Annotated in this window: 21 protein-coding genes; 15 read left to right on the forward strand and 6 right to left on the reverse strand. The window is 67.3% G+C overall.

Annotated features, from left to right (window positions below; genetic code table 11):
* Positions 1–295 precede the first annotated feature (295 nt).
* The 3 genes from MOQ72_RS31920 to MOQ72_RS31930 all read left to right on the forward strand — a co-directional run bounded on the left by MOQ72_RS31920 (position 296) and on the right by MOQ72_RS31930 (position 2,261).
* The gene (locus tag MOQ72_RS31920) at positions 296–1,768 is read left to right on the forward strand and encodes a neutral zinc metallopeptidase (protein ID WP_242189472.1); all 1,473 of its coding nucleotides are present in this window, start codon (positions 296–298) and stop codon (positions 1,766–1,768) included.
* An 87-nt stretch (positions 1,769–1,855) separates the two neighbouring features.
* A complete protein-coding gene (locus tag MOQ72_RS31925) occupies positions 1,856–2,047 on the forward strand; it encodes a tyrosine-protein phosphatase (RefSeq protein WP_242189473.1) in 192 nt (63 codons plus the stop codon).
* Positions 1,968–2,261, forward strand: coding sequence for a protein-tyrosine phosphatase family protein (locus tag MOQ72_RS31930; RefSeq protein ID WP_242189523.1), 294 nt, complete (start codon positions 1,968–1,970; stop codon positions 2,259–2,261). Before MOQ72_RS31925 ends, MOQ72_RS31930 begins: the two co-directional genes overlap by 80 nt.
* A gap of 130 nt (positions 2,262–2,391) precedes the next feature.
* On the opposite strand, the gene MOQ72_RS31935 is transcribed toward MOQ72_RS31930, so the two are convergent.
* A complete protein-coding gene (locus tag MOQ72_RS31935; RefSeq protein WP_372495597.1) occupies positions 2,392–3,303 on the reverse strand; it encodes a tetratricopeptide repeat protein in 912 nt (303 codons plus the stop codon).
* A gap of 338 nt (positions 3,304–3,641) precedes the next feature.
* Here MOQ72_RS31935 and MOQ72_RS31940 point away from each other — a divergent pair, with 338 nt between their 5' ends.
* Positions 3,642–3,902, forward strand: a complete 261-nt coding sequence (locus tag MOQ72_RS31940) for a hypothetical protein (protein ID WP_242189474.1) — start codon at positions 3,642–3,644, stop codon at positions 3,900–3,902.
* 84 nt (positions 3,903–3,986) lie between these two features.
* Here MOQ72_RS31940 and MOQ72_RS31945 read toward each other — a convergent pair whose 3' ends face one another.
* On the reverse strand, positions 3,987–4,292 hold the full coding sequence (locus MOQ72_RS31945; RefSeq protein ID WP_242189475.1) for an MTH1187 family thiamine-binding protein: 306 nt from the start codon (positions 4,290–4,292) through the stop codon (positions 3,987–3,989).
* Between the two features lie 140 nt (positions 4,293–4,432).
* On the opposite strand from MOQ72_RS31945, the gene MOQ72_RS31950 reads away from it, so the two are divergent.
* Positions 4,433–4,933: a MarR family winged helix-turn-helix transcriptional regulator gene (locus MOQ72_RS31950; protein WP_242189476.1), complete on the forward strand. Its 501-nt coding sequence runs from the start codon at positions 4,433–4,435 to the stop codon at positions 4,931–4,933.
* A 13-nt stretch (positions 4,934–4,946) separates the two neighbouring features.
* Here MOQ72_RS31950 and MOQ72_RS31955 read toward each other — a convergent pair whose 3' ends face one another.
* Positions 4,947–5,306: a DUF3817 domain-containing protein gene (locus MOQ72_RS31955; RefSeq protein ID WP_242189477.1), complete on the reverse strand. Its 360-nt coding sequence runs from the start codon at positions 5,304–5,306 to the stop codon at positions 4,947–4,949.
* Between the two features lie 76 nt (positions 5,307–5,382).
* Positions 5,383–5,700 carry a divalent-cation tolerance protein CutA gene (cutA, locus tag MOQ72_RS31960; RefSeq protein ID WP_242189478.1) on the reverse strand — a complete coding sequence of 106 codons (318 nt, stop codon included), beginning with the start codon at positions 5,698–5,700 and terminating at the stop codon, positions 5,383–5,385.
* A 219-nt stretch (positions 5,701–5,919) separates the two neighbouring features.
* Between cutA and MOQ72_RS31965 the strand changes: the two genes are divergently transcribed.
* Entirely contained in the window at positions 5,920–6,273 is a 354-nt protein-coding gene (locus tag MOQ72_RS31965) for a YciI family protein (RefSeq protein WP_242189479.1), read from the forward strand.
* A 194-nt stretch (positions 6,274–6,467) separates the two neighbouring features.
* On the forward strand, positions 6,468–6,887 hold the full coding sequence (locus MOQ72_RS31970) for a YjdF family protein (protein WP_242189480.1): 420 nt from the start codon (positions 6,468–6,470) through the stop codon (positions 6,885–6,887).
* An 82-nt stretch (positions 6,888–6,969) separates the two neighbouring features.
* Here MOQ72_RS31970 and MOQ72_RS31975 read toward each other — a convergent pair whose 3' ends face one another.
* Entirely contained in the window at positions 6,970–8,367 is a 1,398-nt protein-coding gene (locus tag MOQ72_RS31975) for a glycoside hydrolase family 47 protein (protein WP_242189481.1), read from the reverse strand.
* A 573-nt stretch (positions 8,368–8,940) separates the two neighbouring features.
* On the opposite strand from MOQ72_RS31975, the gene MOQ72_RS31980 reads away from it, so the two are divergent.
* From MOQ72_RS31980 to MOQ72_RS32015, 8 genes are all read left to right on the forward strand, one after another.
* Positions 8,941–9,915: a LacI family DNA-binding transcriptional regulator gene (locus MOQ72_RS31980; protein WP_242189516.1), complete on the forward strand. Its 975-nt coding sequence runs from the start codon at positions 8,941–8,943 to the stop codon at positions 9,913–9,915.
* Entirely contained in the window at positions 9,912–10,961 is a 1,050-nt protein-coding gene (locus tag MOQ72_RS31985; RefSeq protein WP_242189482.1) for a class I mannose-6-phosphate isomerase, read from the forward strand. Before MOQ72_RS31980 ends, MOQ72_RS31985 begins: the two co-directional genes overlap by 4 nt.
* Positions 10,958–11,722 carry an ATP-binding cassette domain-containing protein gene (locus MOQ72_RS31990; protein WP_242189483.1) on the forward strand — a complete coding sequence of 255 codons (765 nt, stop codon included), beginning with the start codon at positions 10,958–10,960 and terminating at the stop codon, positions 11,720–11,722. Before MOQ72_RS31985 ends, MOQ72_RS31990 begins: the two co-directional genes overlap by 4 nt.
* A complete protein-coding gene (locus MOQ72_RS31995; protein ID WP_242189484.1) occupies positions 11,722–12,771 on the forward strand; it encodes an ABC transporter permease in 1,050 nt (349 codons plus the stop codon). Before MOQ72_RS31990 ends, MOQ72_RS31995 begins: the two co-directional genes overlap by 1 nt.
* 37 nt (positions 12,772–12,808) lie before the next feature.
* Positions 12,809–13,786: an ABC transporter substrate-binding protein gene (locus MOQ72_RS32000; RefSeq protein ID WP_372495594.1), complete on the forward strand. Its 978-nt coding sequence runs from the start codon at positions 12,809–12,811 to the stop codon at positions 13,784–13,786.
* A gap of 191 nt (positions 13,787–13,977) precedes the next feature.
* On the forward strand, positions 13,978–14,163 hold the full coding sequence (locus MOQ72_RS32005; protein WP_242189485.1) for a hypothetical protein: 186 nt from the start codon (positions 13,978–13,980) through the stop codon (positions 14,161–14,163).
* 180 nt (positions 14,164–14,343) lie between these two features.
* Positions 14,344–14,784 (forward strand): TipAS antibiotic-recognition domain-containing protein, encoded by a 441-nt coding sequence (locus MOQ72_RS32010; protein ID WP_242189486.1) that lies wholly within the window; start codon positions 14,344–14,346, stop codon positions 14,782–14,784.
* A gap of 282 nt (positions 14,785–15,066) precedes the next feature.
* The gene (locus tag MOQ72_RS32015) at positions 15,067–16,386 is read left to right on the forward strand and encodes a DNA polymerase IV (protein ID WP_242189487.1); all 1,320 of its coding nucleotides are present in this window, start codon (positions 15,067–15,069) and stop codon (positions 16,384–16,386) included.
* A 114-nt stretch (positions 16,387–16,500) separates the two neighbouring features.
* On the opposite strand, the gene MOQ72_RS32020 is transcribed toward MOQ72_RS32015, so the two are convergent.
* Positions 16,501–17,259 carry a hypothetical protein gene (locus MOQ72_RS32020; RefSeq protein ID WP_242189488.1) on the reverse strand — a complete coding sequence of 253 codons (759 nt, stop codon included), beginning with the start codon at positions 17,257–17,259 and terminating at the stop codon, positions 16,501–16,503.
* Positions 17,260–17,293: the final 34 nt, after the last annotated feature.

Consider the following 17,293-nt stretch of genomic DNA (forward strand, 5'->3'; position numbering starts at 1 on the left):
CTCATCAGCCACCGGACTGGTGCAAGGGAACCTTCCTGTCACCGGCTACCCACCGGGCGCACCAGGCCGCAGGCCCAACGCTCGGTCGCCGTGGATGCGAGGAAGGGAACCTTCCTGTCACCACACCACCCCCGGTTCGAGCAAGGGAACCTTCCTGTCACCGGTGGTGCGGGCATCGGTCGAGATCGCCCGTGAGGCTGATCAGCGAACCGATAGGCTGTTTCGGGCATCGAGCGGCTCAAGCGCGTTCGGTGGCAGGAGGACTTCAGCACCTTCAGCAGGATGGGGCGCGTCAGTGGTACCGGTATCGACGAGAAACCGACGGCGGAAGCGGACCCTCGGCACCGCGGTCTCCGTGCTCGCGTGCGCCGCCCTGATCGGCGGATGTTCGCAGGCGGTCAGCGGCACCCCCACGACGATCGGCGGCTATTCGACCACCGATGTGGCGGGACTGCCCGCCACCAACGGTCCCAGCGGCCCGAAGGACGGCGCACCGGATTCGCCCCTGCCGGTGGAAGGCACGGACAACGGCGCGATGGACAAGCTCGCGCGCAACGCGGTCGCGGACGTCGAGGCGTACTGGACGGAGGCCTTCCCGAAGGCATTCCCCGGCAAGCAGTTCGATCCGGTCAAGCGCCTGGTCTCCTACGACTCGGCGGGCCCCGGCATCCAGTTGTGCGGCTCGAACACCGCAGGCGTGGTCAACGCCTTCTACTGCCCGCCGGAAGACTTCATCGCCTGGGATCGCGGCACGTTGCTTCCGCAGCTCAACAACAGTTTCGGGCCGATGGCCGTGGTGACGGTCCTCGCGCATGAGATGGGGCACGCCGTGCAGCACCGCGCTGGCACGGTGGGCGCGAACGACCAGGTGATCGTGCTGGAGCAGCAGGCCGACTGCTTCACCGGCGCGTATTTCCGGCACGTCGCCGAGGGTTCCTCCGAATACTTCCAGGTTTCCACCGGCCAGGGCCTGAACCAGGTCATGGGCGTGCTGAACTTCATCCGCGACTCTCCGGGAGCCTCCGACTACGGCGGCAACAACGCGCACGGCAGCGCGTTCGACCGGGTCACGGCGTTCCAGTACGGCTTCAGCGAGGGGCCGCAGCGGTGCGCCACGATGGACCTCAAGGACGTCGAGCAGCGCACCACGCTGTTCAAGTCCTGGAAGGCCCAGCAGGACACCGATCTGCCGATCGACAGGAAGAGTCTCGACGCGGTGGAGCAGAGCCTGCGCGCGGTCTTCCGCGACACCGGCGCCGAGCCGCCGAAGATCGTCACGGAGCCGAAGCCGTGCGGCCGCCAGCAGCCCACCTCACCGGCTTCCTACTGCGCGGACACCAACACCGTCTCGCTGAACCTCGCGGAGTTGCAGAAGATCGCCAACCCACCCAGCAAGGACGCCAGTTCCACCGGCTACGGCGATTTCGCCGCCTACGCCCAAGTCGCGTCCCGATACGCGCTGTCCGTGCAAAAGGCCGCTGGCCTGCCGCTGGACGACGAAGCCGCTGGCCTGCGCACCGCCTGCATGGTCGGTTCGTGGAGCGGACTGCTCGTCGAGGACCCGATCGGGCAGCGCAACCCGGTCGGCAATCTGCGCATCGTGCCGGAGGACATCGACGAGGGAGTGTCCGCGCTGCTCGGCGAGGACAGCCTGATCGCGGCGAACGTCAACGGCGACCAGGTACCCGTCGGGTTCGCCCGGGTGGAGGCCTTCCGGGTCGGCGTCCAGGAGGGATTCGCCCCGTGCACCAACAAGTACGGCGGGTGAGTTGACCGCGCTGCGGTGTCGTCTCACAACCAGGCGGCACCGCAGTTCTGCTTTACCCGCCTGAGCAAACCGAAGCGTCCCACGACCATGACAGTCGAACGCGTTCTTGCTTGGGACGGTTGTCTCAACACACGCGATCGCGGTGGTCTTCGACTCAGCGCAGACCGGAAAACCCGCTGGGGCGCGATGATCCGCTCCGATGACCCCGCAGCTCTCGCGGAAGCAGGCTGGTCGGCACTGCCGCGTGGTGGGCGTCAGCCTGGCGGACATCGCCGATGACCACGTGAGCCACCTTCGCCGCGCCGAACTGTGCGCCCGGCTGGATCTGGGCGACGACACCCCGGCCATCGACCGGCTCATCGCCGAGCACGGCACCACCGCACACCAAGTCATCCACGAAGTCGTGACATCGCGCGACATGGCGGCGTACCTGCGCTCCGGCGGCCTTTCCGAAGCGGACCTGACGGCCTTGCGCGAGCGGCTGCTCGACTAGCTCTGAGCTTTTCCGCGAAACGCCCGCACGCCATCCGACTGTGCGGGCGCGGTAAGGCGATTTCGCGCGGAATCGCCGCTTTCCGTGGGGAGCACATGCCGATTTCGCACGAAATCGGCAGTTCTGGCGCTCAGAACAGAGCGCTCGCCAGCGCCCTGCGGGCCGCGACGACCCGCTCGTCACCGTCGGGAAAGACCTCGAACATCTCGATCAAGTGCCGTCGAACTCGGTCCCGCTCGTCCCCCGAGGTGCGCTTGATCGCGCGAACCAGCCGGTCGAAACCCGCCTCGACGCGGCCGATGGCCACCTCGGCATCGGCGGCAGCGAGTTGCGCGTCGACGTCCTCCGGTGCCGCGTCGGCCCGTTCGATCGCGGCTGGGTCGGCCTGCTCGGCACGCGCGGTGAAGCGGACCTGCGCGAGCGCGGCCTTCGCCTGCTCGTTGTTCGGCTCGCTGTCGAGGATCTTCTGGTAGGCGGCCTCGGCAGCGGCGTAGTCGCCGCGCTCCAACGCCTCCTCGGCAGCAGTGAACCGCGGGTCCTCGGGCTCCTCGACCGGCTCGGTGCCCTGTTCGGCAGCCCGGATTCCGGGCAGCTGGTCACGCAGGGCATTGAGCAGCGAGTCGATCCACTGCCGGATCTGCGGTTCCGGTTGCGCGCCCGCGAAGGCGTCCACCGGCTGCCCGCCAGCGACCGCGATCACCGTGGGCACCGACTGCACCTGGAACAGCTGCGCGATCCGCGGGTTCGCGTCGACGTCGATCTTGGCCAACACCCAGGCGCCATTGGCCTCCCCGGCGAGGCGTTCGAGCACCGGCGAAAGCTGCTTGCACGGTCCGCACCAGGTCGCCCACAGGTCGATGACCACGGGCACCTGCATGGACTTCTCGACCACCTCGGCCTGGAAGGTGGCCTCGGTGACCTCCACGATCGGCGCGGTCGTGGACCCCGCACCGCCGTCGCCGTTGGCGGTTGCCTGGTTGGCTGCCCGAGCGGTGGCCTCGGCCCGACTCTTCAGGGCCGACAGGTCGACTGCGCCCGCCATCGCGGCGGACATCGCTGCTGCGTTCTGGCGTGGATCCGGCCTCGTCACACCTCCATCCTGACACGTCCCGGCAGCCGGGTGCGGGCAGGGCGTCGGATGTTTCGCGGCCATTGGCGCCGGACCGCCAAGAGCGACATGCCGAGGCGTCCCTAGATCAATTCGAAGCAATGAACCCATGCCACTCGAACAGGTGGCGTCGCGGGTCAACCTCTCATGTTCGGCGGCCTTGATCACCGAAGGAAGAACAGAGCCCGCGAGGGACGGTTGTTTTCTCACGGGTCTGCGGGGTCTCCAGTTGGAGGACCTTCAGCCAGTAGTTCGACGAGAGGTACAGAACAGTGCGTATTGCAACCCGTGTTGCCGGTGTCGCCGGTGCCGCCGCTCTCGGCGTTATGACCCTCGGCACCGCCGCATTCGCGGACAGCGCCGACAACGACGGCATCAACGCGCTCGACGACAACAACGTCAGCGCCGTTCCGGTCCAGCTGTGCGGCAACAACGTCGGCGCCTTGATCGGCATCGTCGTGCCGATCCTGTCGCCGCAGGCCAACGATTGCGTCAACGCGCCGATCGTGGACCACCCGAAGGCCGACAGCTGACGGCATACCGGTGGACAAGGGGTGGCTTCGATGTCGAAGCCACCCCTTTTGCCGCATTCGCGAGCCCGCAGCGCCGGTCACCCGTCAGGAGGTCTCCCGCAGGTGCTCCTCCACCCGGCTCACCTTCTCGTGCAGTTGGTCGGTGTGACCGGGTCGGATGTCGGCCTTGAGCACCAGGCTGGTGCGCGGGGCGTGCGCCGACACCGCCTCGGTGGCGCGTTTCACCACGTCCATCACCTCGTCCCAGTCGCCTTCGATGGTGGTGAACATCGAGGTCGTCTCGTGCGGCAGGCCGGACTCCCGGACCACCTTCACCGCGGCCGCCACCGCTTCGCTGACACTGTCGCTGATCCCGGCCCCGCTCGGGGCCACGCTGAACGCCACCAGCACGTCTGCTCCCTACCTTCCAGTCCGACTTCGTCCGCCGGACGATGCGATCATGCTCGGCACGGCACCACTGTCGCTGATTTCACCCGCCGCAGCACCACAGCCATCAACAGGCCGGGTAACCGCTGCTAGCGTCGAACACCATGAGCGCCCGTAGTCCACTGCCCTTCGATCCCATCGCTCGCGCGGCCGAGATCTGGGCCGACCGGGTAGGCCCGTCCACGACAATGGCCGCGGTGACGAGCGTGATGCGGGTCCAGCAGATCCTGCAGTCCGCGGTCGACAACGCGCTGCGACCCCACAACCTGACGTTCGCCCGGTACGAGGCGCTGGTGCTGCTGACCTTCTCGCGGCGCGGCAGCCTCCCGATGCGCGTCATGGGCGACCGGCTCCAGCTGCACCCGACCAGCGTCACCAACATCGTCGACCGACTGGAACAGGACGGCTTGGTGCGGCGGGTGCCGCACCCCACGGACCGCCGCACCACCCTGGTGGAGATCACCGACGACGGCCGCGACCTGATGAAGAAGGCGACCGAGTCGGTAACCGAGATCGATTTCGGGCTGCGCGGCATCACCGAGCGGCAGACCCAACAGCTGACCGAACTGCTGGGCAAGGTGCGGCACGCGGCTGGCGATTTCTGACCAAATGAACCGGTCAGTTCAACTCGCGCAGCACATATCGGACGCGCCCCCAGAACGTCGGCTCGTCCGAGTCGGATGCGACCAGCAGGCCGCGCCGGTTCGCCCAGCGCTCGAACCACACCGACGCCAACGGCGGGATCGACGCGACCAACGCCAGCACCAGCACCCGGAACCGCCAGCGCAGCGGGCTGAACACGACCAGGCTGGTCACCACGTAGGCGGTGAAGACCAGCCCGTGGATCCAGCCCATGATCGTCACGCCGAGCGGCTGCTGGAGGCCGTACTTGAACGCCATCGCCACCAGCAGACCGGCCCACGAGAACGCCTCGGCGATCGCCACCAACCGGAACCAACCGGCATACGTACGCGGCACGTCAAACCCACTTCCGTTGCAGCGGCACTCCTCTGCGAGTGTGCCGGGTGTCGCCGGTCACACCGATGTCGGTCGGCTACGGACGGGTCTGGTCGTCGACCCAGGACAGGTACGCGGGGTTACCGCCGACGATCGGGGTAGCGATGATCTCCGGTACGTCGTAGCCGTGGTTGGCCTTGAGGTGCTCGACCAGCGCAGCCAGCCGCGCCGCCGAGGTCTTGATCTGCAGCTGCCATTCGGCGTCGTCCTGCGCAGCGCCCTCCCACACGTAGAAGCTGCGGATCGGCACGACCTGCACGCACGCCCCCAACCGAGCCTCGACGACGCCGCGGGCCAACTCGGCGGCGGACTGCTCGGAGTCGGTGGTCGTCACAACCTGCACATGATCAGCCATGTACCCACCGTAACTACCCCGCCGCTGTGAGGGCCGAAGGTGACAGGAAGGTTCCCTTCCTCACACCCAAGCGCCGGATGACAGGAAGGTTCCCTTGCTGCGGCGCCACTGCTGTGGCAGTGACAGGAAGGTTCCCTTGCTCGCGTTGCCGGGGCGATTGGTGACAGGAAGGTTCCCCTTGCTCCGCATCCGCGGTGGGGGAAGTTGGTGGGTGCCAGGATGTGCGTGCTGGTGTCGAGGATCGCGAGGGACGGCATACTGCATCTGTTGTTGTTGCGGTACAAGGCCTCTGAGCAGGAGGCAGCGCCGTTCGTCGCGGCCCACGTCGAGTTTCTGGAGCAGCACCACGGCGACGGCACGTTCGTGCTCTCGGGGCAGACGATTCCTTCGGAGCTCGGAGGTGCGGTCCTGGCTCGGGGCGTTGACCGGGCGGGGATCGAGAAGATCGTTGCTCAGGACCCGTTCGTTGTGGGCGGTGTCGGGAAGTACCTGATCATGACGATCGATCCCGGCCGAGTACATCCGGCGCTGGCCGCGCTCCTCGGTGCCGACGCCTCGCGCGTGCGCGGCTGATCGAGCCTTTCCAGTGGCACCGTTCGGCTCGTAACATGGCGCGGTCAACTGTGACTTGGCTGAACGAACCTCGCGGCCCGGTAGGTAGCCCGGGCGGCCGGTGGTGGTGCTAGCCCATCTCGGCTCGTTGTCCCTGGACAGGCAGGGAAACCAGTGCAGCCAGGCTGATTCGTCATGCCTGGAGGTAGGTTTCCATGAGCGGGGTGTTCACCCTTTTCCACGACGGGCAGTTCTGGGTCGGGATCTACGAGATCCACGAGGACGGGCACGTCTGCGCGGCCAGACATGTCTTCGGTGCGGAGCCCACCAACGCCGAGCTGGCGGAGTTCGCTGCCGGGCCTGGTTTCGCGACCTTGGCTCAGCGGGCGCGAAACGCACCGGCTGTGCCCGCGAGTGACCGACCCGAGGCGAGCAATCGTCGCTTGGCGAAACGTGCCAGCAAGTTCCAGCAAGAAGCCGGGGTGGGCACGGCCGCCCAGCGGGCGCTGAAGGAATCGATGGTGGAACGTGCCGTCGAGAACAAGGCTGCCCGCAAACGCCGACTAGCCGAACAAGCCCAACGCCAACGCCGCATAGCTCGGGAGAAGGCCAAGGCAAAGCGCCGGGGCCGATGAGAGGAAGGGAACCTTGCTGCCACCTCGCTCGGCAAGAACCGGCGCGAAGCGCAAGGAAGGGAACCTTCCTGTCACCGCGCCGTCAGCGGCGGGCGCCGTGCAGCAGGTTCGCTTCGGTCGTGAGGTAGTTATTCTGGTAGTCGAATCGCGGGGTGTCGGAGAACAGCAGCCAGTAGTACTTCATCTGCTCCGACCACCAGTAGCCCGGACAGGTGTCCTCTTGCGACGGTGGGTTCGCCGTCACGTCGGCGAGGCTGGCGAACCCGTACGTCGTCTTGGACGTCCTCAGCATGTTCTCGAAGTGGCGGTTCGCGCGCTCGCGGAAGATCTCGTCGCCGGTGGCCAACCACAGCATGAGCGCGGAATCCGCGAACTCGGGTCGCAGCGCGTTGCTCGGGTCGGTGGCCGCCATCGTCGAATAGTCCACTGAGGTCGGAATGACGCCGAACTCGTCCTGGACGGTGTTGAACGCATCGTGGTAGGCACGGCCCTCGGCGACTCGACCGGACTCGCCGAGCAGCCCGGCGTAGAACGAGGCGAGCACGCTCTGCTCGCGGCTGAGGACTTCGCCGGTGAAAGCGTCAACTTGGGGGAACCACATCAGGTTCTGCTGGCGTTCGGTCTGGTGGGCCAGGATCGCTTCGGTCAGCGTGTCGTACCACTGCCGGAGTTCCTCGTCGCCGAACAGCACGTACCCGTCCCACAGGTACTCGTAGTAGGAGTCTCCCGGCGGACCGACGGTTGCCTGGCGGTTGCGCCATTCGCCGGTCTCCGCATGGATGTCGTGCGGCAACAGCCCGAGGTCGGTGCGCTTGTCGTAGGCGACTCGCATGGCCTGTTTGGCGAGGTCGAAGTAGCGGCGGTCGCCGGTCCACTCCGACAGCATCCCGAATTCGGCGACATAGGTGCCGATCTCGACGATGTTCGTCTCCGGGTTGCTGACCGCGCCGGTTGCCAGGTTCACGTAGCGATAGGGCAAGCCGGTCGGGGACTTGGTGAAGGCCGGAAGCAGTCGATCGGCAACATCGACGGCTAACTCCAGCAACCGTTGATCACCGGTGCAGTGGTATGCCGAGGCGAGCCCGCCGACCATGCGGATGTTGGTCTCGAACACCTGGAAGGGCGCGTCGACGTCGAAGCTCAGGTTGTCCTTGATCCACTGCACGGCCTGCTGGACTTCTGCGTCGGCTTCCATCAGCCACAGCGTGTCGACCGCTTCCACCAGGCTCAGCCCGACGGAGTGGCCTTCGACGAAGAAGTCCTCCCGACCCCCGGAGATCGGCTTGATGTGATCGGCGCCCAAAGCACGCTCGGCGTAGTGCTGCCATGCCCACAGGTACTCGCGCCGGACCGCGTCAGCGACCGGTTTCCAGTCCCGACGAGCCGACGCCACCGGCGACGACATCGCCAGGAGTCCGCCTGCGACTGTCGCACCACCCAGCAGACGCAGCGCGGTTCTTCTGGGCACGCCTCGGGGCATCGCCGCCTCCTCGGTTAGACAACCTTGTCAAGCCAGCTACCGTCGCCGCCCGGTGACATCCAGGTCAATGCGGATCGCAGTTCCTGTCCGATTTCGACATTGCGGCGGTGCCGTTCAGCCGTGCGGAATGCCGCCGTCCGAGGACTTGACCAACCGCCGTGATCGACAACGCCGTCACCAACAACCACCTCCGCTGAGAGCAAGGGAACCTTCCTGTCACTCATCAGCCACCGGACCGGTGCAAGGGAACCTTCCTGCCACAGCAACCCCGGCAAAACCCGCAGCAAGGGAACCTTCCTGTCACCGGCTACCCACCGAACGCACCAGACCGCAGGCCCAACGCTCCGTTGCCGTGGACGCGAGGAAGGGAACCTTCCTGTCACCGGCCGGGCGTGGTTTGGGGTGGGGTTCGGGTTCTTGGTCGGCTCGGGTGGTTGGGCCGACTCGAGGTTGTCCGGGGACCGGGTGCGCTCGTGGCTGGGTCGATGCCATTGACAAACCGCCCTGGCCTGCGATCCAATGCCGGTCGCCATGACAACGTTGTCTGAGTCAGGAAACGTTCGCCGCGCCACGATGAACGACGTGGCGCGGCTCGCGGGCGTGAGCATCAAGACCGTTTCGCGGGTCGTCAACGCCGAGAGCGGCGTTCATCCCGCGACGGCGGAGCGGGTGCTGGCCGCGATCGACCAGTTGGGGTTCCGCCGCAACCTCAGTGCCCGCAACCTCCGGCGGGGCACCGGGACCGGCACGCTGGGTCTGGTCCTGGAGGACTTGGCGAACCCGTTCTACTCGGTGTTGACCCGCGCGGTCGAGGAAGTCGCGCGGATCCAGGGCAAACAGGTGCTGACCGGTTCCTCCGACGAGGATCCGGCGCGGGAACGCGAGCTGGTCCTGGAGTTCTGCGCCCGCCGGGTTGACGGGTTGCTCGTCGTTCCCGCTGGTCACCAGCACGGTTACATCGCGCATGAGATCAACGCCGGGACACCCGTGGTGTTCGTGGACCGGCCGCCGGGCAACCTCGACGCGGACACCGTGTTGATCGACAACGCCGGTGGCACCGCGCTGGCCGCGCGGCACCTGGCCGAGTACGGGCACCGGGAGATCGCGTTCCTGGGTGACGCCCCGGAGATCCACACGGCCGCCGAGCGGCTGCGGGGCTTTCGAGAGGGTTGTGCGCAAGCCGACGTGCCCTTCGACCCCGGCCTCGTTCTGATGGGCCCGCACACCGACGAGTCGGTGGCGCACGCGCTGCGCACCTCGCTGCGACGCGCGACCGCACTGGTGACGGGCAACAACCGGATCACCATCCACGCCTTGCGCGCGCTGGCCGGTCAGCCGCGGCGCCCCGCGCTCGTCGGCTTCGACGACTTCGAACTCGCCGATCTCCTCGACCCGCCGATCAGCGTGGTCACCCACGACACGTGGGCGCTGGGACGATCGGCGGCCGAGTTGCTGTTCGCGCGGCTGGACGGCGACAAAACACCGCCACGCCGTTCGGTCGTGCCCACTCGGCTGTTGGCCCGAGGTTCCGGAGAGGTAACACGTTGAGTTCTGTCCACGATGAGCAATCCAGCGCGGTGTCCGCGATCGTCTTGCCCGCCAACCAGCCCCGCCAGTTCTACCGGGGTGGCGCGTCGATCGCCGCGCTGCGCGGGGCCGACGACGACCGGGAGTTCGGCCCGGAGGACTGGGTCGCGTCCACCACGACGCAGTTCGGTCGGGCCGAGTCGGGGCTGTCCCGCCTGCCGGACGGCCGTTGGCTGCGCGACGCGGTGGTGGCCGAGCCCGAACGGTGGCTGGGAGCCGAACACGTGGCCGCCTTCGGCGACAGCACTGCGTTGCTGGTCAAGCTGTTGGACGCCGGACAGCGGCTGCCGGTGCACTGCCACCCGTCGGACGGTTTCGCCCAGCAGCACCTGGGTTCCCGATTCGGCAAGACCGAAGCGTGGATCGTGGTCGGCACGACCGGCTCGAATCCGGTGGTGTACCTGGGTTTCCGCGACGATGTCGCACCGGAGACGGTTGCCGAGTGGGTGGCCACCCAGGATTCCTCGGCGATGCTCCGGTCGCTCAACGAGATTCCGGTGCGCCCCGGTGACACCGTGCACGTTCCGGCGGGCACGCCGCACGCGATCGGTGCGGGTGTGTTCATCGTCGAATTGCAGCAGCCGACGGACTTCTCGATCACGTTGGAGTGGCAGGGATTCCTCTCCGATGCGGAGAGCGCGTTCCTCGGCTTGGACCGGCAGACCGCGCTCGAAACCGTCAACCGCACCGGCTTCGACGACGCGGTGCTGACTTCGCTGGTCAAGCACACCGCAGACCGGACAGCCCCTCGTGTTCCGCTGCTCGCCGACGATGCAGCACCGTTCTTCCGCGCCGACCGCCTGCACGGGGCTGTCGAGCTCGAACCGTCCTTCGGGGTTCTCGTCGTGTTGGACGGGAACGGAAAACTGCGCTCCGACCACGGGGCCGATCTGCCGCTGCGGCGCGGCAGTACCGCTGTCGTCCCGCACTCCGCCGGGGCCGCGCAACTCGAAGGCGATCTCACCGTGGTGCACTGCCGCCCGCCGTCCGCTGGGAGCCGGAGATGACCGAACCATTGCTGGAAGCCCGTGACCTGGTGAAACGATACGGGAGCGTGGAGGCTCTGCGGGGCGCGTCGTTCACCGTCCAGGCAGGCGAGGTCGTCGCTCTCATCGGCGACAACGGTGCGGGCAAGTCAACGCTGGTCAAATGCCTTTCGGGAGTGGAACAGCCGGATTCGGGGCAGATCTTGGTTTCCGGCGAACCGGTGATGCTCGACTCACCAGCGGCGGCGCGCGCCCACGGCATCGAAACCGCATACCAGGACCTCGCCGTGGCGCCGGACCTCGATCCGGCCGCGAATCTGTTCCTTGGCCGGGAGATCCGACGTCCCGGCGTGCTCGGCCGACTCGGCATGCTGGACAAGGCGAAAATGCGCACCGAAGCTGCTGAGCAGTTCGCCAAGTTCGGGGTGTCGCTGCCGGACCTGTCGGTGCCGATCGGCTCGCTGTCCGGCGGGCAGCGGCAGAGCGTCGCGGTCGCGCGTTCGGTGGCATGGGCCAACAAGCTCGTGTTCATGGACGAACCCACCGCCGCATTGGGCGTCGTGCAGCGCGAACGCGTGCTGGAAGTGATCCGCCGAGTTCGCGACACCGGCATCGCGATAGTGCTGATCAGCCACAACATGCCGGAGGTGCTGTCGGTAGCCGACCGGGTCGAGGTGCTGCGCCTCGGCAGCCGGGTGGCGCGGTTCACCGCCGCCGAGGCGACCCTGGAAGACCTCGTCGGCGCCATGACTGGCGCACTGTCGCAGGAGGACGCGAGCTGATGTCCACCCAGCAGGAAACCCCGAAGTCCACTGTGGAGAAAAAGGGCGACGCGCCGAACAAGGGCCTCGGCGCGCGGCTGACCAGCTCCAACACGCTTTGGACGGGCCTGGTTCTCGTCGGCTTGTGCGTACTGTTCAGCGTGCTGCGCCCAGACGCGTTCCCCACCCTGTTCAACATCCAGAACCTGTTGGTGCAGGCGGCCCCGCTGCTGATGCTCGCGGTCGGCATGACCTTCGTGATCATCACCTCGGGAATCGACCTGTCGGTGGGCTCGGTCCTGGTGTTCGCCGGAGTCGTGTCCGCGATGACCATGGAATGGCTCAGCGGCGGTGACGCCACGAACGCCGGTTGGGGCGTGATCGCGATCGGCTTGGTGGTGGCGCTCATCGGCGGTGCCGTCTGGGGAGTGCTGAACGGATTGCTCGTGGCAGTCGCGCGAGTCCCCGCGCTGATCGTCACGCTCGGCTCGTTCGGGGCGGCACTCGGTGCCGCCCAGCTGCTCACCAATGGCGTTGACGTGCGCACAGTACCCAGCGCACTGCGGCAAACCCTGGGCACCGGAACATCGTTCGTAGTGGTGCCGAACCTGGTGATCCTCGCGGCGGTGGTCACGCTGTTGGCCATCTGGCTGCTGCACACCACCGCCTTCGGCCGCTACACCTACGCGATCGGTTCGAACGCGGAAGCCGCCCGCCGCAGCGGCATCAGGGTCACCCGCCACCTGGTTGCCGTCTACACCCTGACCGGTGTGCTGGCGGGGCTGGCCGGGTTCATGTCGCTGGCCTACTTCGGCACCACCACGATCAGCGGGCACAGCAACGACAACCTCAATGCCATCGCGGCCGTGGTGCTGGGCGGGACCAGCCTGTTCGGTGGCATCGGTTCGGTGCTCGGCAGCGTCATCGGCATTTTCATCCCGGCAGTGCTGGATGCCGGGTTCGTGATGGCCGGGGTGCGCCCCTTCTGGCAACCGATCGCGGTCGGCGCAGTCCTGGTCGCCGCGGTGTGGATGGACCAACGCCGACGGCGGGCACGCAACAACCGCTGATCGTCGGCTCAGGCACAACGGCGTGTGGAGGTAATTGATGAGAATGCACAAGACCGTGCTCGCCCTGGGCGCGGCGCTGCTGCTGGCGGGCTGCGGATCGGGGCAGATCGGTGACACCGGCGGCGGGCAGACCGACCCCAACAACAAGAACCTCGCCCTGATCACCGGGATGCGCGGCGAACCGTTCTACGTGTCGATGGAGTGCGCGGCACAGCAGGAAGCCGCCGCGCAGGGCTACCAACTCAACGCGCAGGCGCCGGAGAAGTTCGAGCAGGCCGAGCAGTCGCAGATCCTGGGCGGCATCGTCAGCACCAAACCGGGTGCGTTGATCATCGCCCCGACCGACGACAAGGCACTGGCCGCACCGTTGCAGCAGGCCAAGAACAACGGCATCAAGGTCGTCGAGGTCGACACCGCGCTGGAGGACCGCTCCATCGCGGTCACCTCGCTGTCCTCCGACAACTACGCGGGCGGCCAGCTCGCCGCGCAGACCCTGGTGCAACTGGTCGGTGGCCGGACGGGCTCGGTGCTGGCGCTGAACACCAAGGCGGGCACGTCGACCACCGACGAGCGGGCCAAGGGCTTCGAAGAGGAAATCGCCAAGCACCCGAACTTGAAGCTGCTGCCCACCCAGTACACCGAGAACGAACCGGCCACCGCAGCCCAGATCGTGTCGTCGACGCTGGCCGCGAACCCGGATCTGGTCGGCGTGTTCGGCACCAACCTCAACACCGGTGAGGGTGCCGCGACCGCGCTGTCCAACGCCGGTCGCTCCGGTCAGGTGCAACTGGTCGGCTTCGACGCCAGCCCCAAGCAGGTCGACGACCTGCGCAACGGTCGCGTTCAGGCGTTGATCGCGCAGAACCCCGGCAAGATCGGGCAGGAAGGCGTGAAGCGCGCTATCGCGTCGATCAAGGGCCAGCCGGTCGAGCGGGAGACCAAGACCGAAATGATCGCCATCACCCGCGACAACATGGACCAGCAGGCCCAGTACTTCTACAAGTCGCACTGCTGAGCCCTGACCCGCCACGGCGCCCTGCTGCGCCGTGGCGGGTTCGCGTCTTCGCCCGGTCCTTTCCGGATCCCGAGCCGCCCACCAGAGCATGGGAACCTTCCTGTCATTTCCCGGCCACGTCGCGCGAGCAAGGGAACCTTTCTGTCACCAGGACCGCTCCGAATGAGCCGGACTGCGGTTACCGTGGAGGTATGGCCAGCTATGGCGAACTCCTTCCCGGCCGGAAGCTCAAGCACGAGGGTGATCAGGGCGGCATCTCGCGTGAGCACGATCCGGGTGGGCCGCTGGACCTGGAGCGGGGTGTGGTGTTCCTCGCCCCACCCGAGCAGGCCGCGACCGACGAGCGCGACGACTCCGCTGGTCCGCCGCAGGATTGATCGTCGGCGTCGCCCAACAGATCGACGACAAGTCATCACAGGGTGATAGCGGATCTCCACAATCACCCACAGCGTCTACTTCGCTCCGTTAATGTGCCACGGGCAGATGAACACTGTCGCTGAACTCATGGACAAGTGATCACTGCGCGTGCTCATTCGGCATGCGCCATGCCCGCGCGCGTGAGTGGAGGAAGGGACGCCGTGCAGCCGGACAAGGTGTTTGGAAATCCTGGTCTCGACCAGGCCGAAGCCGTCGAGGATGGCACCGCGCTGATCGGAAACCTCACTCCCGCGGGATCCAACGGCGCCCTCACCCCCGAGCAGCGACAGGCCATCGCGCACAAGATCGGCCAGGACTGGAACCGGATCAGTTCCAGCATCGCCGAGCTGTTCGCGACCGGTGTCCCCGGCAACGACCCCCGAACCCAGCAGGTGATCCACGAGCACTTCCGCTGGATCTGCCACTTCTGGACCCCGGATCGAGCGTCCTACCTGCGGCTCGCCGAGATGTATGTGAACCAGCCGAAGTTCCGCAGGCGCATCGAACGCAAGAAGCCCAAGGGCATGGCCGCCTACCTGCGCGACGCGATGACCACCTACGCCTGGGCACGGCTGCGCTGACCCGCACCTTCCCTCCAGCGGCATGACAGGAAGGTTCCCTTCCTCCTACCTGGCCGCGTCAGTGGACTCGGCTGGTGCCATCCGGACGGTTCCCTTGCCGGGGTTTTGGTGACAGGAAGGTTCCCTTCCTCCCAGTCGGAGCGCACGAGTGACAGTAAGGTTCCCTTGCTCACGTCACGGCGCGCGGGCGTCTTCGGCTGGTGGGTGACAGGAAGGTTCCCTTGCTCTCATCAGCGCGTCGGGTGGCGGTTGGTGTCGGTGTCATCCCGTTGAATGGCAGGTATGCGGAGGTGGGTGCTGCACATGGACATGGATGCGTTCTTCGCATCCGTGGAGCAGCTGACCCGGCCCACCGTGCGGGGTCGACCGGTGCTCGTCGGCGGGCTCGGTCCGCGCGGCACCGTCGCAGGCGCCAGCTACGAAGCTCGGGAGTTCGGGGCGCGGTCGGCGATGCCGATGGCCGAGGCACGTCGACGCTGCCCGGTCGCGGTCGTGCTGCCGCCGCGGTTCCGCGTGTACCAGGTCGTGAGCAAGCGGGTGCTGGGCATCGTTCGGGAGGTTTCGGACGTCGTCGAACAGGTTTCGGTCGACGAGGCGTTCCTGGAACCGACCGAACTCGCCGATGCGACGACGGCCCAGGTGGAACACTTCGCCACCCAGCTGCGCGCCCGGGTGCTCCGCGAGGTCGGGGTGACCGCGTCGATCGGCGCGGGTTCGGGCAAGCAGCTGGCCAAGATCGCGTCCGACTTGGCCAAGCCGGACGGCATGCTCGTGGTGCCACCGGAAAGGCAGTTGGAACTGCTGTCCGGGCTACCGGTGCGCAAGATGTGGGGTGTGGGCCCGGTGACGGAGGCGAAGCTGCACCGCATCGGCGTCTACACGATCGGTGAGCTCGCCGCCTTGCACCTCAACGACGCGACGTCACTGCTGGGCCAGGCGCATGGAACGGAACTGCACCGCCTCGCGCACGGCATCGATGAGCATCCAGTGGCCGAGCGCGCCGAGGCGAAGCAGGTCAGTGCCGAGACGACGTTCGACGTTGACATCACCGACCACGTGCAGCTGTTGTCCGAGGTGGTCGGCATGGCGGAGTCGGCGCATCGTCGGCTCGTGTCGTCGGGTCGTGCTGCGCGGACCGTGACCGTCAAGGTCCGGGATTCCGACTTCACCACGATCAGCCGCGCGGAAACGTTCACCTCGGCGACCAGCGATCTGGGTTCGCTGTCCGCCGCAGCGCGGCGACTGCTGCCCATCGCGGTTCCACCCGGCACCCCGGTGCGGCTGGTCGGGGTTTCCTATTCCGGGCTGGCCACCTCCGAGCAAGAACCGCTGTTCGACAACCCAGTCGATCAGGACGAAGCCCCGACAGCTGCCGAACCGCGGCTCGACGAACCGAGCCCGATGCCGCCGGTCCGGAGCTGGCGCGCAGGCGACGACGTGCGGCATGCGGAGTTCGGTCATGGCTGGGTGCAGGGGGCCGGGCACGGTCGGGTCACCGTCCGGTTCGAAACTGCCACCACCGGGAGTGGCGTAGCGCGCACCTTCGCCATCGAGGACCCGCTGCTGACATCGGCGGATCCGACCGACAGCCTCGGCTGGTAGCGGGCGCGACGGTCCCACGGCGAACTCCTCTCGCCGCATGCGCACCGGCACACAGCGCGAGTTCGCGGACGGGCTCCGAGGTTCCGCCGACCGAACCGCGGAACAAGGTCAGGCTCATGCCTGCGGCGGCGGCGACTGGCGGCGGTACTGCCCGACCCACTTGTGCGGGGCGATCGTCTGCACCGCGCCTTCCAGCGTCTTCGGCAGTCGGCTGAACGGCGGCAAGTGGAAGCGGTACCGCTCCCCTGGCAGCCCTGGCATCGACGGTGGCTCGTCGATCAGCCAGCGGTCGAACTCGGGATGCCGCGCCGCGAACCCCGGATCCGCCGGGTAGACCTCCAGCGCCTGGCGTCGTTCCGGCGCGACCGGGCGCCGGTGCTGGATCCACGGCAGCGTGCCGACGCCGACCGCCGCGATCTCGTCCCAGGTGACCCCGAAGACCTCGCCGCGGGTGCGGACGTAGAAGCCGCTGCGGTCGAGCAGGAAACCCCGGCTGCTGAACAAGCCGCGGGAGGCCGAGATGAACCAGAGGAAGATCACGCCGAAGACGAGCTGCCAGATCCACATCCCGACCGTGCTGCCCTGGTTCACCAGCGTCGCTGCGATCAGCACGGTGATCAGCCCGCTCAGACCCCCACCGATGACCAGTGCTTTGAAACTGCTGGCGCTGACGTCGACGTCCTGCGCGTCAGCACCCAGCAGCGTGGGACGGTGCCCGCCGCCCGGCTGCACTCGCGTCCCCCGCTCCGGCGTCGTGCCGCGCCCTGCGGTGTAGCGGGCGGTGTCGCGTTGGTTCGCGCGCCGACCAGGCACGGTCGCCCATTCCCGTTCGACCCGGTCGGCTCGCTGCCATCCCCCTGGAAGCCACTTCATGTCGACCAGGGTAGTCAGGCACATCTAGTTGATC

This window comes from Saccharopolyspora soli (genome assembly GCF_022678645.1).
Taxonomy (GTDB): Bacteria; Actinomycetota; Actinomycetes; order Mycobacteriales; family Pseudonocardiaceae; genus Saccharopolyspora; species Saccharopolyspora soli.

Coding starts and splice junctions, on each gene's coding strand:
- MOQ72_RS31925 (WP_242189473.1), top strand. CDS start 1,856: ATGACAGTCGAACGCGTTCTTGCTTGGGACGGTTGTCTCAACACACGC.
- MOQ72_RS31930 (WP_242189523.1), top strand. CDS start 1,968: ATGACCCCGCAGCTCTCGCGGAAGCAGGCTGGTCGGCACTGCCGCGTG.
- MOQ72_RS31935 (WP_372495597.1), bottom strand. CDS start 3,303: ATGGCGGGCGCAGTCGACCTGTCGGCCCTGAAGAGTCGGGCCGAGGCC.
- MOQ72_RS31950 (WP_242189476.1), top strand. CDS start 4,433: ATGAGCGCCCGTAGTCCACTGCCCTTCGATCCCATCGCTCGCGCGGCC.
- cutA (WP_242189478.1), bottom strand. CDS start 5,700: ATGGCTGATCATGTGCAGGTTGTGACGACCACCGACTCCGAGCAGTCC.
- MOQ72_RS31965 (WP_242189479.1), top strand. CDS start 5,920: ATGTGCGTGCTGGTGTCGAGGATCGCGAGGGACGGCATACTGCATCTG.
- MOQ72_RS31970 (WP_242189480.1), top strand. CDS start 6,468: ATGAGCGGGGTGTTCACCCTTTTCCACGACGGGCAGTTCTGGGTCGGG.
- MOQ72_RS31975 (WP_242189481.1), bottom strand. CDS start 8,367: ATGCCCCGAGGCGTGCCCAGAAGAACCGCGCTGCGTCTGCTGGGTGGT.
- MOQ72_RS31980 (WP_242189516.1), top strand. CDS start 8,941: ATGAACGACGTGGCGCGGCTCGCGGGCGTGAGCATCAAGACCGTTTCG.
- MOQ72_RS31990 (WP_242189483.1), top strand. CDS start 10,958: ATGACCGAACCATTGCTGGAAGCCCGTGACCTGGTGAAACGATACGGG.
- MOQ72_RS31995 (WP_242189484.1), top strand. CDS start 11,722: ATGTCCACCCAGCAGGAAACCCCGAAGTCCACTGTGGAGAAAAAGGGC.
- MOQ72_RS32000 (WP_372495594.1), top strand. CDS start 12,809: ATGAGAATGCACAAGACCGTGCTCGCCCTGGGCGCGGCGCTGCTGCTG.
- MOQ72_RS32005 (WP_242189485.1), top strand. CDS start 13,978: ATGGCCAGCTATGGCGAACTCCTTCCCGGCCGGAAGCTCAAGCACGAG.
- MOQ72_RS32015 (WP_242189487.1), top strand. CDS start 15,067: ATGCGGAGGTGGGTGCTGCACATGGACATGGATGCGTTCTTCGCATCC.
- MOQ72_RS32020 (WP_242189488.1), bottom strand. CDS start 17,259: ATGAAGTGGCTTCCAGGGGGATGGCAGCGAGCCGACCGGGTCGAACGG.